The organism is Streptomyces sp. CA-251387 (assembly GCF_050936625.1).
In the GTDB taxonomy this organism is placed as follows: domain Bacteria; phylum Actinomycetota; class Actinomycetes; order Streptomycetales; family Streptomycetaceae; genus Streptomyces.
Window position 1 is genome coordinate 4,406,346 of record NZ_JBNJMJ010000001.1, and the last position, 13,578, is coordinate 4,419,923.

Genomic DNA, 13,578 nt, shown 5'->3' on the forward strand with positions numbered 1-13,578 from the left:
TCCACGGAGCGTACCCGAAATAACGTAACCGAGTTAAATTTTTTACTCAGGCTCACTTGCTCAGCCTCACTCGCTCAGCGTCACTTGCTCAGCTTCACTCACGAGGGAGCCAGCCGCGGCAACCCTCGCTCCAACCACCCGAACGCCCGCTCCGCCGCCGCCACCGCGTCCTCCCGCACCTCCGCCACCGACTCCCCGCTCGCGATCCGTCGCCAGTTCTCGTTCGCGAGGATCCGCAGGACGGCGATGATCTGCCCCGCGGCCAGCCGCGCGTCGAGATCCCCGCCGAGAGCCTCGGCGAGTGCGGCCTCCGACCGCTGCTGATAGGCGTACACGCGGGCGACGAGGGCCGGCGTCCCGTACAGCAGCGAGTGGAAGGCGAGCACGCGGGGATCGTCGTTCAGCCCGGTGACGGGATCGCACCGCTCCAGCCCGTCGAGAAAGTGCCGCCGCAGTGCCTCCAGGGGCGAGCCCGGCCCCTCGGCCACCACCCGCGCGGCCTCCTGCTCGTGATCGGCGATCCGGTACAGGACGAGGTCCTCCTTCGCCGGGAAGTACCGGAAGAGCGTCGGCTTGGAGATCTCGGCGGCGGCGGCCACCTCGGCGACGGAGACGGCGTCGAAGCCCTTCTCCAGGAAGAGGCGGATGGCCGTGTCCGACACGGTCTGGTACATCCGCTGCTTCTTGCGTTCGCGCAGGCCGATCTCGCTCATGGCGGTGAGCCTACGCTCGGCCGGGCCGCGGGCGGTGACCTCAGGCAGCCGCCCGCTGCGGCCAGTCCGGCCGCTTCGCGAGTGACCACAGATCGTCGAAGTGCTTGATCCAAGTGGAAACGGCCGCCTCGGCGGCAGCCGTGCCCTCCCGTGACCACACGTTGAGGTCGGTCCGGTAGCCCTTGGGGTCGTAGAACTCCGGCCCCCTCTCATGCAGACGCATCCGCGCCGACACGTCGTACAAGCCGTGCAACACCTGGGCGCGGTTGAAGATGCAGTGGCAGCGCCGGATCATGCGCAACCGGAAGGCCGGATCATCCACCGGGCGGGCGTCCTCGCCGACCTTCGAGGGCACGGTCATCGGCTGCCCGAAGTCCGGCACCAGCATGCGCACGGAAACCTTCCGGGTGGGTCCCGGGTTGTCGAAGAGGCCCTCCAAGCGGTGGTACAGCTCGTTGTAGAGGGTTTCGCCGGTGTAGCCGAGAAAGCTGATCTCGACCCGCCGGGCCTGGAATGCCTCGCTGACGAAACCGCCCAGCTGACTGGAGTTCACGAGTGCGCGCGACGGCACGCGTACCGACGAGGACAGCTCCCGGACCGCGTCGTACAGCACGTAGCCGACCAGGCTGAGCAGGGCTCCGCCGAGGTACGCCTTGCCCTCCAGGGCGTCGCCGACCGGCTTGACGAACTGCGCGGTCAGTCCGGTGCCGAAGATGCCGATCAGCAGGACACGGGTCACGACCGGTCCGAAGCGGCCCTGATACCGCCTCAGCCGCTGCCCCAGCCCATCGTCGGCCGCCCCGTTCCCCCGCTCAGGCATCCACCGACTCACCTCCGCGTAGCGACGCCCCCGGAGCATCACATGCCCGTGGACCTACCGCCGTTGGGTGAAGTCATGGTGCCCCTACGCCAGGGCACGAGCAAGATAGGGATTTGCCGTCGGGCGGACGGGCAGGCCGAGGAAGGCGGTGGCCGCGGCCAGAGTCATCGGGTACGAGTGCACGGCCCGCCGTACGTTGGGCGCGTCCAGGCTCGCACCGGTGACCAGACGGTCGAGGTCCACGTAGGCGGAACGGACGATCTCGATGCCCCGGTAGACCCGCCAGTCCAGCTGCCAGTTCCTGGTGCACTCGCCCGGCAACCGGCTCTCCCAGCGACGGAACATGCGGTCCCGGATCTCCTGCCGGGTCGGGGTGAGGTGCATGTGCCGGACCAGGTCGTAGAGGGGGTCGCCGACCACCGCCATCTCCCAGTCGATGATGGTCAGTGCCAGACGGTCGTCCCGGCGCACCAGATTCCACGGGTTGAGGTCGCCGTGCAGCAGGGACGGCTTGCGGTCACTCACCCGGTGGCGGGCCAGAATCTGCTGCAGACGATCCGCATCGGGGAGCCCCAGGAACCGGGCCAACTGCTGCGACCCCTTGGGCAGGTCCCTGACCAGCTCCACGAGCTGGCCCCTCAGCCACTCGAAGAAACGGCCCTCCCCGGCGGCCGGGTCGACTTGCTTGTAGTCCACGTGCGTCAGAGCGGAGAGCTGGTCGACGAGCCCGTCCGCCTCGTGCGGGAGCAGGCCGTTCACCGGGTGGCTCGGAGGCTCGTCGCGCGATCCGGCGTAGGTGTGGATGGCGAACGGGTCGCTCGGGTAGCTCTCGCCCAGCGCGAGAACCTTCGGCGCCGCCACCTGGACGGACGCCTCCTCGATCGCGCGGAGCACGGCGTGCTCGCTGAGAAAGCTGGGCTCTCGACGGCAGACGCCCGGTAGCCTGCGCCGCACGACCACGGGGAAGTCGACACCCAGCACCGAGACCACCGAGTTCAGGTGCGCGGTCCCCTTGAATACCCGGCCTGCCGGGGCGGCCCCCTCCAGGAGCAGGGCCTTCCGCACGGCGGAGGCGGGAAAGTCGATGCGCTCGCCAACCCGCCGGTCGGGCTTCCAGGTGAAGGCCTTCCTGACCCAGGCCCGGCCGTTGATACCGCCATGGCTCCGCGACGCCAGCCACCGGAAGAGAGCCGACTCGATCTCATGCTCGCCCGGTACGTTCCCCAGTCGCAGCGGTTCCGCCGCAGCCTCCAGAGCCCGGCGCACCTCCGCCGTCGCTTCGTCGAGCCTGTTCTGGGTAAACGGTTCCTCCAGCGACCGCGCGGCGCGCATGACGTCCGGGTAGACCGACTGCGCCTGCTCGAAGGTGAGATAGCGGGGCAGGTCCTTACGCAGGCCGTTGACGGCCGCGGGACGGATCTCCTGCATGGCCTCGGCCCAGGCATCGATCACTTCGGCCTGCTGGTGGAACGGGTACCTCATGCGCACCAGATGCGTCGCCAGGTCGTGCAGGGGGTCGCCGTAGGTGGCCAGCTCCCAGTCGACGCAGATGAGGGGTGGATCACCGTCGTAGGACACAATCAGGTTGTCCCGGTGCAGGTCGGCGTGCAACAGGCTGTACGGCCGCCGGGTCATGGCGGGCACCCGCTCGGCAAGCCGGATCAGGGCGTCCTCCGGGATGCCCAGCGCCGCGAAGAGCCCTCCGAAGACCTGCCAGTTCGGCTGCCGGATCTGCCGGTCGGCGAGGCGCGCCAGCGTCTGCAGGAACCCCTGGCTGTCCGTGTCGTTGCGCGGCCAGACCGCCGGCATCGGCGGAAGCGCACCCCGGCGCACCTGCGCCATCTGGGCGAGCAGGCCGGCCAGCGCCTTGACGAGCAGGGTGTCGACGGGTTTGCCGTCCCCACAGACACTGGACAGCGGCATGCCTTCCACATAGCTGTGGATCGCGAAGCCCTCCTGCTTGACGAGGCACTGCGGTGCGTGGGGCAGGACTCCCCTGATGGCGTCGAGGATCTGCGCCTCGTCATTCCAGGTTCTGATCACGACGGGCAGCGCCTCGGCGCGCCGGACCCGCACGATCACGGACGTGCCGACCTCGAGGCCCACCAGCTCAGCCATGGAATCCGTGAGCGGCAGCACGTAGTTCTGGTTGTGATGCCCCCTGCTCGCCTGGCCCAGCTTCTCAGCCTGCCCCACGAACTCGCGGATGACGTGGTCGGGCGTGGCGCGCCCCCCGTGCACAGGACGGGAAGGGTCAAGTGCGCCCACTGGCCGCTCCGAGTAGAAGGACGAGGAAGGTATGCCACACGGTGACACGTGATGTTCTGCCCCGCACGCCATGGTGAGGTGTGAGTGGCCACTACGGGTGGTGCGCCACTCGCTGGCACGAGGTCGATTGTGGGACCGCCCGACGCCGGCTGGTTCGCCATCAGATACGCACGAACGGGAATGGTTGCTCAAACGGTGCGGGCATGCTAGCAGCACCCTGCAGGGGGCCACGCCCCTACTCGGAGAGCAGATCCCAGACCGAGTCGAACCACTTCTGCATGCTCTCCACGAAGACGGTTCCCGATGAGTTCGGATCGTCGTCCTTCACGTGGTGCGTGAGTGTGGCACCAAGACCCAGCACATCGAGCGCGGTGATCTCCTCACCCGGTTCCAATTCGATCTTCCGCTCGATCACCTCATAGGGCCCGTGCAGCGCTTCGGCACCGTTGAACAGGTAGAGCTTGAAGGTAGGCGCCAGCGGCGCCCGGCGAATCTCAATGTCCACCGACGGCACCCACCCCTCGGCCTTGAGGGCCCCCAGCGACTCCCGCAGCGACTTCGTGTGCCGTTCCGTGATGTCGTGCAGCCGCTCACGCAGGCGCGGGTCGTCCTCGTCGTCCTTGACGCGCGGATAGGGAACCGGCTGCTTCTCGGAGGGCAGGAGCATCCGCAGGGTGATGCGCCGAGGGCTGATGGAACGACCACGGATCCGGTCGGCCTGCTGCTGGATACGCCAGTACAGGGACTCCGACGTCAACGTATAGACGTCCAGGGTCACTTCCGGCTGCTCGAAGGCCTCACTGATGAGGGACTCCAGCGTGATGCCCCGGCGCGACCTGGTGGCCTTGGGCGTCGGGGACTGTATGCGCTGGGTCTTGATCACCCTGGAGCCGCTGCCCTGCCGTGACTCGATCCAGCCTTCGTCGACCAGTTCCCGCAGTGCTCGCTGGACGGTGTCGCGGGAAACTCCGAACTCCTCCGCAAGGTCCCGCTGGGAGGGCAGGAAGGAGCCCAGGGGGTACGCCCCGTCGGTCATCCGGGCGCGCAACTCGTCGGCGACCCGCTGGAATTCCCTGCCGCCGCTGTCACCGCTCTGCTGTGCCTCCACATCTGGACCGTACCGCTTTCGGTCCACCTGCAAACCAGCACCCAGTCACCCATCCTGCCAAGTAGGCCAGTTGCTTAAGGGATCTACAGAGCCGGGCAGACCACCTTCAGGCCGGTCAGTCCAATTGGACGGGTAGTCGGCGAGTTGCAGGAAAGCGGAAGGTGGGTGGGGACATGCTCCTGCTGCAAATCACCCGAGGGCTCTTAGAGCTCTTTCTGGGCATGCAGGCGCAGACGAAGCTCGGAGTCGTCGGCGTGCTGCTCCTGTTGGCGGTGGGCGTGGGCATGCGGGCACAGCGGGCCGGTCTGGCCGTCGGAGCCGCCGTCCTGTTCACGCTGCTGATGATTCATGCCTGAGCCCGGATCAGTGTCAGCACCGACCACAGCGAATCCACGACGGCGGTGGCTCCGGCCGCCCGCAGCAGTTTCTCCTTGCGCGCGTTACGCGCGTAGCCGAGGAACGGGACGCCGGCGCTGTTCGCGGCCACGAGGTCCGAGGGCGTGTCACCGATCATCAGGGCGGACGAGCGGGCCGCCCCCATGGCGCTCAGGGCCCGGTTGAGGCAGTGCGGGTCCGGCTTCAGGTGACGGAGTTCCTGGGTGCGGCCGTAGATGTGAGGGCTGAAGCAGGGAAGCAGCCCGCGGCTGTCCAGATATGTGCGGACCACTCGGGGGGAGTTGTTGGTGGTGATGGCCAGCCGGGATCCGACCGCCGTCCAGGTCCGTATCAGCGGGTCGGCGTACGCGGTGGGCATCGCGGAGGAGGTCGCCCGGAGTTCCTCCTGGGTGAGACGTTCCTCCAACTCCGCCACCAGATCACTGCCGGGGTGCCGGCGGTCGACGGCGCGCAGGACGACGTGTGGGTCCAGGGACTCTCGTTCGTCCTCTGCCAGCAGGCCGTGCAACCCGCGCCCCTCGAGCCACTCCACCAGGTCGGTGGCCACCCGCTCCGCCGAGTGCCCGGCGAAGAGCCGGCAGATCGGCCCGTCGAAGTCCCAGAGCACTACGCGGGCGTGCGTGATCAGTTGCCGAAGCTGCTCCGTGTCGTTCTCGGTCTCTGCGGTCACCGGTTCAGTCTGCTGCTTCGTATCAGAAGTCACTAGGAGAGTGTCAGGTCAGTGGTGATGGTTTCCCAGAGGGCGTCGAACCACTTCTGGGATTCCTCCACGAACGCGGCGTCGCGTGCCCCGGCCTGCCTCACGAAGGAGAAGAGGACCGACTTCGAGCCCAGGGCGTCGTACATGTCCAGCGTCTCGCTCTCGTACTCCTCCTGCCGCTCGGCGAGGACGTAGTAGCCGATCAGCGCTTCCTCCTCGTTGAGGAGGTACAGCTTGACCGGCGGGGTGAAGGGCAGCGCGCGGAAGGTGACGTGGACGTCGATGCCGTGGGTGGACCGCACGGCTTGCAGGTTGTACCGCAGCACCTGTGCCTGGGCGTTGCGCATCGCCAGCCAGCGCTGGTGGACCAGGTCGCCCTCGCCGCTCTCGACCGGGACCGGGAAGGCGAGATTGATGTCGCGGGACGGCAGCAGGATGCGGACGTCGATCGACTCGGGGTGGAGGGTGCCCTCATGGATCAGGCGGATGGGCTCGCCCAGGGCGAGCATCAGGCTCTCGGCCGTGAGACAGGCGGCATCGATGCGGACGTGCGCCGCCGAGAACGCCTCCGTCAGCCGTGGCGCCAGCCCGACCATCGTCGGCTGCGGACCTTCCCGCCCCTGCGACGACTCGGCGATCCGCGGCGGGCTGCCCCTGCTGACGTTGGTGAGCAGGCCGTCCTCCTGGAGAGCGCGAAGGGCCTGGCGTACGGTGCCTCGCTCCACGCCGAACTCCTCGGCCAGCTCGGCCTGGGTGGGCAGGCGGTCGCCCGCCTTGAGGTCTCCGACGCGGATACGTTCCCGCAGGATGTCGGCGATTTCCTGGGGAGAGAGTCTCCTGCTGCCGTTCACTGCCACGTTCTCCTGAGTCACGACCAAACGCTACAACTCTGACCTACCTAGCGGGAGTTGTTTGCATCTTGTTTCAAAGTAGGCGCCAAGTGGGGACAACTTAGTCAGAGTTGGCGTCAAGTTGGTTGAGTTGGCGGAAGTAATCCTTCCATCCCCGGAAGCCCGAAGGGGGAAACACCGATGCCCGTCCTCGCACTCCTCTCCGCCGTCTTCGTCGTCGGGGTCGAACAGACCCTCCAGTGGAAGTACGGAGCCACCGGCATCATCGGCCTGCTGCTGCTCACCATAGGCATCAAGGCCAAGAGCCCGGCAGTGAGTTCGATCGGGGCCGTCGTCCTCGCGGTCCTGGTCTCGGGACCCGCCCTATGAGTCATGCGCACCACCGAACACAGCACACGAACGCACAGGTACACAGGTACACAGGTCACACGTGGTGGGGGACGATCAGCTCGTGAGCACCAACTCCGAACTGATCGTCTCCCACAGCGCGTTGAACCACACATGCGACTGTTCCACGAACGTCGTGTCCCGCAGCCCGGCCCCCTGCTCGAAGGCGAACAGCATCGACTGGATGCCCGGGGCGTCGTACATCTCCAGCTGCTGGTGGTCGATCTCCACCTCACTGCGCGTCAGGGTGTAGTAGGCGAAGAGCGCCTCCGTGCTGTTGAGCAGGTACAGCTTCACCGGCGGCGTGAACGGCAGCGCGCGGAAGGTGACCTGCACATCGATGCCGTGCGTGGACCGCAGCGCCAGCAGATTGTGCTGGAGCACCTGGCCCTGGGCGTTGCGCTGGGCGAGCCAGCGGCGGCGCAGCTGTTCGTCGGCGTCGTCGGCCGAGGCGTCCACCGGCGTCGGGAACGCGAGCGAGATGTCCCGGCTCGGCAGCAGGACACGGACGTCGACCTTGGCCGGTTTCAGCTGTCCGGCATGGATCTGGCGGAGCGGTTCGCCCATGGCGAGGGTGAGCGAGACCGAGGTCAGGCACAGGGCGTCGATCTCGACGTGCGGGGCCGCGAAGGCGGCGGCGATGCGCGGGGCGAGGGCCACCATGGTGGGCTGCGGCGGGGCTCCCGGGCCGGTCAGCGCCTTACTCAGGTCGGGGGCGACGGTCGCCGGCGCCCCCTTGGACACGTTGGTGAGCAGATGCTCCGACTGCAGGATGCGCAGGGCCTGCCGCACGGCTCCGCGCTCGACGCCGAACTCGTCGGCCAGCTTGGCCTGCGTGGGCATGCGCTGGCCGGGCCGCAACTCGCCCGAGGTGATCCGGGCGCGCAGCGCGTCGGCCACCTCCCGGTGTGACTTCTGTGGCCGCTGTGACCTCTTCCGCCCATTGACGGAGGCGTGTTTCGGCTCCACGACCAAACACTACAACTTCCCGCCATCTTTAGGCAGTTCCAGAGAAGGTGGTTATGAGACGCTTCCAAGCGGTCATAAGTACAGTGAAGTTGGTCGCCAACTTAAGCAACATGGTCAAACTTCAGGAAGGTTGGCCACCGGAGTCGGTTCTGTCGCCATCGTCCCCAAGGAGACCGGCATGCCGATCATCTACCTCGCCGTCGCCGCACTCGCCATCGGATTCGAGCAGCTCGTCCAGTGGAAGTACGGGCCGATGGGCATCATCGCCTTCCTGGCGCTGTCCCTCGGCATCAAGGCAAAGAACACCATGATCGGCGGCATCGGCGCGGTGATCCTCGTCATGCTGCTCGCCCAGTAGGTCCGGTCGCGCCGGCAGGACCTGGCGACCAGGTTCGGCTGACCGGGCTCCCTTCCGGAGGGGAGCCGGGAGCCCCGTCAGTCAGCACAGCCACAACTGAACACCGACAACCGAACATCGACCGCACAGCCACAACCGAACAACAACCGCAGACGCACAACAACCACAACTGAACAGCTCGCTACGGATGAGCAGACCTGTCACCGGCAGAGAGGAGGCCTCAGAAGATGTCCGGGCACCAAGGTCGCCTGGATGTACGCAGCAGGGCGTCGGCCACTCGGGCGGCGCCCGCTCGCTGTTCCCGCACCCGCCCCAGCGCGGCCAGCCGTACGGCGGACTCGTCACCGAGCCAGAGACGCCCCAAGTCGGAGACGTCCAGGGTGAGTTCGGCGGACGTGCTGGTCGGCGTGCAGGACGCCCCGTCCGCGGACGCCTCCAGGCGGTACCGCCCACCGGTGAACCCGGCCCCGTCCACGACCTCGATCACCAGCGCGCCCTGCCCGTCGTACGTCCGCGCCTCCAGAGCCCGTACGACATCCAGGATCCGCACCCACAACCCGTCCGCCAGCGTCGTGATCCGGGCGGCCCGCGGATCGGGCAGGCAGAGGGGCAGCAGGTCGTCGGGGGACCGCCCGCCGCTCTTCACGGTCACGATCCAGTCGATCGAGCACAGGTAGCGCCACAGGGCGCGCTCGGCGTCCGGTGTCGTCGCGATCAGCCAGTTCACGGTGGCCGTGTTGAGCGGCCGCTTGCCGTCGCCCCAGCGGTCGTCCGCCGTGTACGACACCAGCCCCTCGACCTCGCCGGCCGCCGAGCGGTACACGGCGAAGAAGGGCTCGGTCCACGGTTCCCTGTCCAGGCGCAGCACACCGGTGTTGACCTGCCACCAGCGCTCGTCCCGGTCGACGGCGCCCGGCTGGGCGCGGCGCACCCGTTCGTGCAGCTCCGGGCCGATCTTGCGGACGTCCGCCCCGTCCACGATGTCGATACGGCCGCCGTCCTCGGGGCCGGACCATCGGGGGTCCAGGCCGGTGCGGGGGACGTCGACGGTCCACTCGGCCGACCAGGTCGCGGGGCCGAAACCGTAGCGGCCGTAGATCGGGTACTCGGCCGCGATCAGGGTGGCGACGACGTCGCCGCGGGCCTTCGCGGCCGCGAGGTCGTGGGCCATCATCCGGGTGAGGAGGCCGCGGCGGCGGTGGGTGGGGGTGACGGTGACGTTCGAGATGGCGTCGGCGGGGACGGGGGTGCCGCCGACGGCGGTGAGCTCCTGCGGGAAGGAGCGGAAGGTGGCGACGCATCTGCCGGCGTCGAAGGCGCCCAGGGTGCGGGACGGGATGATGTACGACGCCCGGTCGGCGATCTCGCGGTCCGAGACGTCGGGGGTGCGGAGGAAGCCGGTGTTCAGGGCCCGGGTCCAGTCGGGGATGTCGGCCTCGGTGATCGGGCGGACGTCGATGGGGGGTTCGGGGCGGCTCATGGGCCCACGGTAGGTGGGGCGGGCGTGGGGTGTCGCCGGGTTTTTCCTCGCCCCCGCCGCCCCTACCCGTCCCATCCTGAAGGGGCGCTGCCCCTTCGACCCCGCCAGGGGGCTCCGCCCCCTGGACCCCCGTCGGCCCTGAAAGGGTCTCGTCCTCAAACGCCGGACGGGCTGAAAGATGCCCGACGGGCTGAAAGATGCGGCCCGGCATCGCCCTGAACGCTACGCGAGCAGGTCGTCCACCTGTGCCTCCCCGTCCCGGTACCGCCGCGCGATCTCCCCACTGCAGTCGTCGGCCGTCCGCTGCAACCGCTGACGACGCCGGGACACCTGCTGCTCGTACCGCACGAGCCGCCCCATCGCGGTGTTCAGCTCGACGTCGGTACGCGCCTCGAGGTCCGACAGCTCCACCTCGGCGAGCATCTCGGCCGCCAGCCGCCGGTACTCCTCGCTCTGCGGGGTGCCCAGCGTCACATGGCGGGCCGAGGAGCGGTGGCGGGCCGGGGCGTCGGTGAGGATCTCCGGGAGGCGGTCGACGACGGACGCCGCGCCTGCCGGGGAGCGTCGCGCCAGTTCCGCGCGCAGGATGTCGATCCGCCCCTGCAGCAGCCGTCGTACATAACTCAGGTCCGCCTCGTCGCGCTGGGCGTCACGGCGCAGTGTGCGCAGCTCCGGCAGGCTGAGCAGGGTCAGGTCCTGCTCGGGCGGCTCCGCTGGCAGCAGTGGACCCGGCTGCGGGCCCGGATCGTCGGCGGTGCGCTGCGTGGGGGGCCGGATGCCGACCGGCTGGTCCCCGTGGGTCAACACGACAGCCCCAGGCGGCTGCCCGGTACTCGGTGTGCTCATGTGCCTCTACCGTCCCCTCGACCGGCGCGTGGAAGCATGGTGCCATCCCAAGTAGCCGCTATGTGACCGAGTGCCCACGAACAGCCCCAGATGGGGGGTAAGGAGCCAAAAAGAGGCCCCCAAAGAGGTCTCGCACAAGCCCCTTACCTGGCATCTTCACGCGCACGGCATGATGGCGGCATGCGAGCTGTGGTGCAGAGAGTGGACGGCGCGAGTGTCGTCGTGGACGGCGAGACGGTCGGGCAGATCACCGGCGAGGGGCTGTGCGTACTCGTCGGTGTCACACACGAGGACACCAAGGAGAAGGCGGCCCAACTCGCCCGCAAACTCTGGTCGGTCCGCATGCTGCACGACGAGAAGTCCTGCAGCGACATCGACGCCCCGCTCCTCGTGATCAGCCAGTTCACCCTCTACGGCGACGCACGGAAGGGACGCCGGCCCACGTGGAACGCCGCCGCTCCCGGCGACATCGCCGAGCCGCTGGTCGACGAGGTCGTCGCCCAGCTCCGGGCGCTGGGGGCGACCGTGGCGACGGGCCGGTTCGGCGCGAAGATGCGGGTCTCGCTGACGAACGACGGCCCGTTCACCGTACTGCTGGAGATCTAGGGCTCCACGACGACTTCCTGGGCGGCCGCCGTCTCCCCCGCCACCAGCCGCGCGTCCACCGGCACGTTCCGCTTCACCAGCGCCAGCGCGACCGGGCCGAGCTCGTGGTGGCGTACGGACGTCGTGATGAAGCCGATCTTGCGGCCGTCGGGGCCCTCGTCGGCCAGCCGGAGCTCCGTGCCGTGCGGGGGCAGATGGACCTCGCTGCCGTCGAGGTGGAGAAAGACCAGGCGGCGCGGGGGCTTGCCCAGGTTCTGGACCCGCGCCACCGTCTCCTGGCCGCGGTAGCAGCCCTTCTGCAGGTGCACGGCGGTGCCGATCCAGCCCAGCTCGTGCGGGATCGTGCGGTGGTCGGTCTCGAAGCCGAGGCGCGGGCGGTGGTGCTCGACGCGGAGGGATTCGTACGCCAGGATCCCGGCCGGCGGGCCCGCCTTGTCGGCGTAGGACTCCAGGTCCGCCCTTGGGAGGAACAGGTCGCGGCCGTACGCCGTCTCGCGGACGACCGCGCCCTCGGGCGCCTCGGCGATGGACCCGGCGGGCAGGTGCACCACGGCGAAGTCGTCGGTGCGGTCCGCGACTTCGACCCGGTAGAAGAACTTCATCGACTCCAGGTACGCGATCAGCGCGTCCTGGGTGCCGGGCTCGACATGGGCCCAGACCGTCGCGCCGTCGTCCACCAGATACAGCGCGTGCTCGATGTGGCCGTGCGCGGAGAGGATCAGCGCCTCGGTGGCCTGGCCCGTCGGCAGGTCGCTGACGTGCTGGGTGAGCAGCAGATGCAGCCAGCTCAGCCGGTCGTCACCGGAGACGGTGACGACTCCGCGGTGCGAGAGGTCGACGAATCCGGTGCCCTCGGCGAGGGCGCGCTGCTCGCGGAACAGATCGCCATAGTGGGCGGCGACGCCTTCGTCCACACCCTCGGCGGGCACGGCGCCGGGCAGGGACAGCAGAGGGCTCTTCATATGACTAGCCTACGACTCGGTAGTTGAACTCTTCAGTGCGCAGTCCTTGCACCGGCCGAAGATCGCGAAGTGCTTCATGTCCGTGTCGAACCCGAAGGTCGCGCGCAGCTTCGCCGTGAACTCGGCGGCCACCGAGACATCGGCCTCGATCACGTTCGAGCAGTCCCGGCACACGAGGTGGATGTGGTGGTGCCGGTCCGCCAGGTGGTACGTCGGCGCTCCGTGCCCCAGATGGGCATGGCTGACCAGCCCGAGCTCCTCCAGGAGCTCCAGGGTCCGGTACACGGTGGAAATGTTGACCCCCGACGCCGTCTTCCTCACTTCCACGAGGATGTCGTCGGGGGTCGCGTGCTCAAGGGTGTCCACGGCTTCGAGCACGAGTTGCCGCTGCGGCGTCAGCCGGTAGCCGCGCTGCCTGAGGTCGCTCTTCCAGTCGGTGCTCACCACACCGACGAGTCTAGAGCTACTCGAATCCAGAGCTACTCGAACGGCTGCCTACTTGAAGAAGGCGATCCCGTCGTCCGGCAGGTCGTCCGGCAGGGCCTTGGCCCAGCGCTCGACCTCCTCCGGGGTGACGACCTTCTTCAGGTGCGCCGACATGTAGGGGCGCAGCTCGACCTCGGGGGTCTGCTTCTCGCCGACCCACATCAGGTCGCTCTTGACATAGCCGTACAGCCGCTTGCCGCCGGTGTAGGGCTGGGAGGCGGCCGTGCGGGCCACCGCGTCGGTGACCAGGTCGATCTGCGGCTTCTTGTCGGCCAGCTCGCCGTACCAGATCTCGATGACGCCGTCGTCGCGGGTCATCGTCACCTCGACCTTGCGCTCGGCGTCGACGCGCCAGAAACCGTGCTCGGACTCCAGCGGCCTGACCTTGTTGCCGTCGTTGTCCAGCACCCAGGTGTGGGACCGGTACTCCAGGAAGTCCCGGCCGTCGTGCGTGAAGGCGACCTCCTGACCGAAGTTGCACTTCTCGGAGCCGGGGAAGTCGTACACACCCGCGCCCGCCCAGTTGCCGAGCAGGAAGGCGAGGGGGACGAGGTCCTTGTGGAGGTCGGACGGGATCTCGATCATGAGAGGCAGTTCCTAGAGACGGGTCAGCGCTGGCCCTGGTACA

At 68.4% G+C, this 13,578-nt stretch carries 16 protein-coding genes; 4 read left to right on the top strand and 12 right to left on the bottom strand.

Translation table 11 applies throughout. The features are described 5' to 3' along the window. Nucleotides 1-98: 98 nt before the first annotated feature. The 4 genes from ACQEV2_RS19595 to ACQEV2_RS19610 all read right to left on the bottom strand — a co-directional run bounded on the left by ACQEV2_RS19595 (nt 99) and on the right by ACQEV2_RS19610 (nt 4,909). Complete coding sequence (locus tag ACQEV2_RS19595) at nt 99-713, bottom strand: TetR/AcrR family transcriptional regulator (protein ID WP_433042854.1); 615 nt, start codon at nt 711-713, stop codon at nt 99-101. Nucleotides 714-753: 40 nt separating this feature from the next. Beyond that, nucleotides 754-1,533: a hypothetical protein gene (locus tag ACQEV2_RS19600; RefSeq protein WP_433042857.1), complete on the bottom strand. Its 780-nt coding sequence runs from the start codon at nt 1,531-1,533 to the stop codon at nt 754-756. A gap of 84 nt (nt 1,534-1,617) precedes the next feature. Beyond that, entirely contained in the window at nt 1,618-3,801 is a 2,184-nt protein-coding gene (locus tag ACQEV2_RS19605) for a phosphotransferase (RefSeq protein WP_433042860.1), read from the bottom strand. A 235-nt stretch (nt 3,802-4,036) separates the two neighbouring features. After that, on the bottom strand, nt 4,037-4,909 hold the full coding sequence (locus ACQEV2_RS19610) for a GntR family transcriptional regulator (protein WP_433042863.1): 873 nt from the start codon (nt 4,907-4,909) through the stop codon (nt 4,037-4,039). A gap of 173 nt (nt 4,910-5,082) precedes the next feature. Here ACQEV2_RS19610 and ACQEV2_RS19615 point away from each other — a divergent pair, with 173 nt between their 5' ends. After that, on the top strand, nt 5,083-5,265 hold the full coding sequence (locus ACQEV2_RS19615) for a hypothetical protein (RefSeq protein ID WP_433042866.1): 183 nt from the start codon (nt 5,083-5,085) through the stop codon (nt 5,263-5,265). Here ACQEV2_RS19615 and ACQEV2_RS19620 read toward each other — a convergent pair. Both ACQEV2_RS19620 and ACQEV2_RS19625 read right to left on the bottom strand, forming a co-directional pair. Continuing rightward, the gene (locus ACQEV2_RS19620) at nt 5,256-5,975 is read right to left on the bottom strand and encodes an HAD family hydrolase (protein ID WP_433042868.1); all 720 of its coding nucleotides are present in this window, start codon (nt 5,973-5,975) and stop codon (nt 5,256-5,258) included. The two genes, ACQEV2_RS19615 and ACQEV2_RS19620, sit on opposite strands and share 10 nt — an antisense overlap. 32 nt (nt 5,976-6,007) lie before the next feature. Next, complete coding sequence (locus ACQEV2_RS19625; protein WP_433042871.1) at nt 6,008-6,883, bottom strand: GntR family transcriptional regulator; 876 nt, start codon at nt 6,881-6,883, stop codon at nt 6,008-6,010. Nucleotides 6,884-7,036: 153 nt separating this feature from the next. Between ACQEV2_RS19625 and ACQEV2_RS19630 the strand changes: the two genes are divergently transcribed. Next, on the top strand, nt 7,037-7,225 hold the full coding sequence (locus ACQEV2_RS19630; RefSeq protein ID WP_148000078.1) for a hypothetical protein: 189 nt from the start codon (nt 7,037-7,039) through the stop codon (nt 7,223-7,225). Between the two features lie 75 nt (nt 7,226-7,300). Here ACQEV2_RS19630 and ACQEV2_RS19635 read toward each other — a convergent pair whose 3' ends face one another. After that, on the bottom strand, nt 7,301-8,218 hold the full coding sequence (locus ACQEV2_RS19635; protein ID WP_433042876.1) for a winged helix-turn-helix domain-containing protein: 918 nt from the start codon (nt 8,216-8,218) through the stop codon (nt 7,301-7,303). 172 nt (nt 8,219-8,390) lie between these two features. Between ACQEV2_RS19635 and ACQEV2_RS19640 the strand changes: the two genes are divergently transcribed. After that, entirely contained in the window at nt 8,391-8,570 is a 180-nt protein-coding gene (locus ACQEV2_RS19640; protein ID WP_433042879.1) for a hypothetical protein, read from the top strand. A gap of 220 nt (nt 8,571-8,790) precedes the next feature. Here ACQEV2_RS19640 and ACQEV2_RS19645 read toward each other — a convergent pair whose 3' ends face one another. Together ACQEV2_RS19645 and ACQEV2_RS19650 are read right to left on the bottom strand one after the other, a co-directional pair. Beyond that, on the bottom strand, nt 8,791-10,050 hold the full coding sequence (locus tag ACQEV2_RS19645; RefSeq protein ID WP_433042882.1) for a GNAT family N-acetyltransferase: 1,260 nt from the start codon (nt 10,048-10,050) through the stop codon (nt 8,791-8,793). A 222-nt stretch (nt 10,051-10,272) separates the two neighbouring features. Continuing rightward, entirely contained in the window at nt 10,273-10,896 is a 624-nt protein-coding gene (locus ACQEV2_RS19650; RefSeq protein ID WP_433042885.1) for an RsiG family protein, read from the bottom strand. Nucleotides 10,897-11,076: 180 nt separating this feature from the next. On the opposite strand from ACQEV2_RS19650, the gene dtd reads away from it, so the two are divergent. Then, on the top strand, nt 11,077-11,502 hold the full coding sequence (gene dtd, locus ACQEV2_RS19655; protein ID WP_433042888.1) for a D-aminoacyl-tRNA deacylase: 426 nt from the start codon (nt 11,077-11,079) through the stop codon (nt 11,500-11,502). Here the strand turns inward: dtd and ACQEV2_RS19660 are convergent. From ACQEV2_RS19660 to ACQEV2_RS19670, 3 genes are read right to left on the bottom strand one after another with little or no spacing between them, the layout of a single operon-like run. Continuing rightward, nucleotides 11,499-12,464, bottom strand: a complete 966-nt coding sequence (locus tag ACQEV2_RS19660; RefSeq protein ID WP_433042891.1) for a YgfZ/GcvT domain-containing protein — start codon at nt 12,462-12,464, stop codon at nt 11,499-11,501. The two genes, dtd and ACQEV2_RS19660, sit on opposite strands and share 4 nt — an antisense overlap. 9 nt (nt 12,465-12,473) lie before the next feature. Further along, nucleotides 12,474-12,911, bottom strand: a complete 438-nt coding sequence (locus ACQEV2_RS19665) for a Fur family transcriptional regulator (RefSeq protein ID WP_433042894.1) — start codon at nt 12,909-12,911, stop codon at nt 12,474-12,476. Nucleotides 12,912-12,959: 48 nt separating this feature from the next. After that, nucleotides 12,960-13,535 carry an FABP family protein gene (locus tag ACQEV2_RS19670; RefSeq protein ID WP_433042897.1) on the bottom strand — a complete coding sequence of 192 codons (576 nt, stop codon included), beginning with the start codon at nt 13,533-13,535 and terminating at the stop codon, nt 12,960-12,962. Nucleotides 13,536-13,578 lie beyond the last annotated feature (43 nt).

Excerpts from the sequence above, each read along its gene's own strand:
- ACQEV2_RS19670 (WP_433042897.1), bottom strand. The coding sequence starts at position 13,535 with ATGATCGAGATCCCGTCCGACCTCCACAAGGACCTCGTCCCCCTCGCC.
- ACQEV2_RS19640 (WP_433042879.1), top strand. The coding sequence starts at position 8,391 with ATGCCGATCATCTACCTCGCCGTCGCCGCACTCGCCATCGGATTCGAG.
- ACQEV2_RS19645 (WP_433042882.1), bottom strand. The coding sequence starts at position 10,050 with ATGAGCCGCCCCGAACCCCCCATCGACGTCCGCCCGATCACCGAGGCC.
- ACQEV2_RS19600 (WP_433042857.1), bottom strand. The coding sequence starts at position 1,533 with ATGCCTGAGCGGGGGAACGGGGCGGCCGACGATGGGCTGGGGCAGCGG.
- ACQEV2_RS19650 (WP_433042885.1), bottom strand. The coding sequence starts at position 10,896 with ATGAGCACACCGAGTACCGGGCAGCCGCCTGGGGCTGTCGTGTTGACC.
- ACQEV2_RS19630 (WP_148000078.1), top strand. The coding sequence starts at position 7,037 with ATGCCCGTCCTCGCACTCCTCTCCGCCGTCTTCGTCGTCGGGGTCGAA.
- ACQEV2_RS19595 (WP_433042854.1), bottom strand. The coding sequence starts at position 713 with ATGAGCGAGATCGGCCTGCGCGAACGCAAGAAGCAGCGGATGTACCAG.
- dtd (WP_433042888.1), top strand. The coding sequence starts at position 11,077 with ATGCGAGCTGTGGTGCAGAGAGTGGACGGCGCGAGTGTCGTCGTGGAC.
- ACQEV2_RS19660 (WP_433042891.1), bottom strand. The coding sequence starts at position 12,464 with ATGAAGAGCCCTCTGCTGTCCCTGCCCGGCGCCGTGCCCGCCGAGGGT.
- ACQEV2_RS19615 (WP_433042866.1), top strand. The coding sequence starts at position 5,083 with ATGCTCCTGCTGCAAATCACCCGAGGGCTCTTAGAGCTCTTTCTGGGC.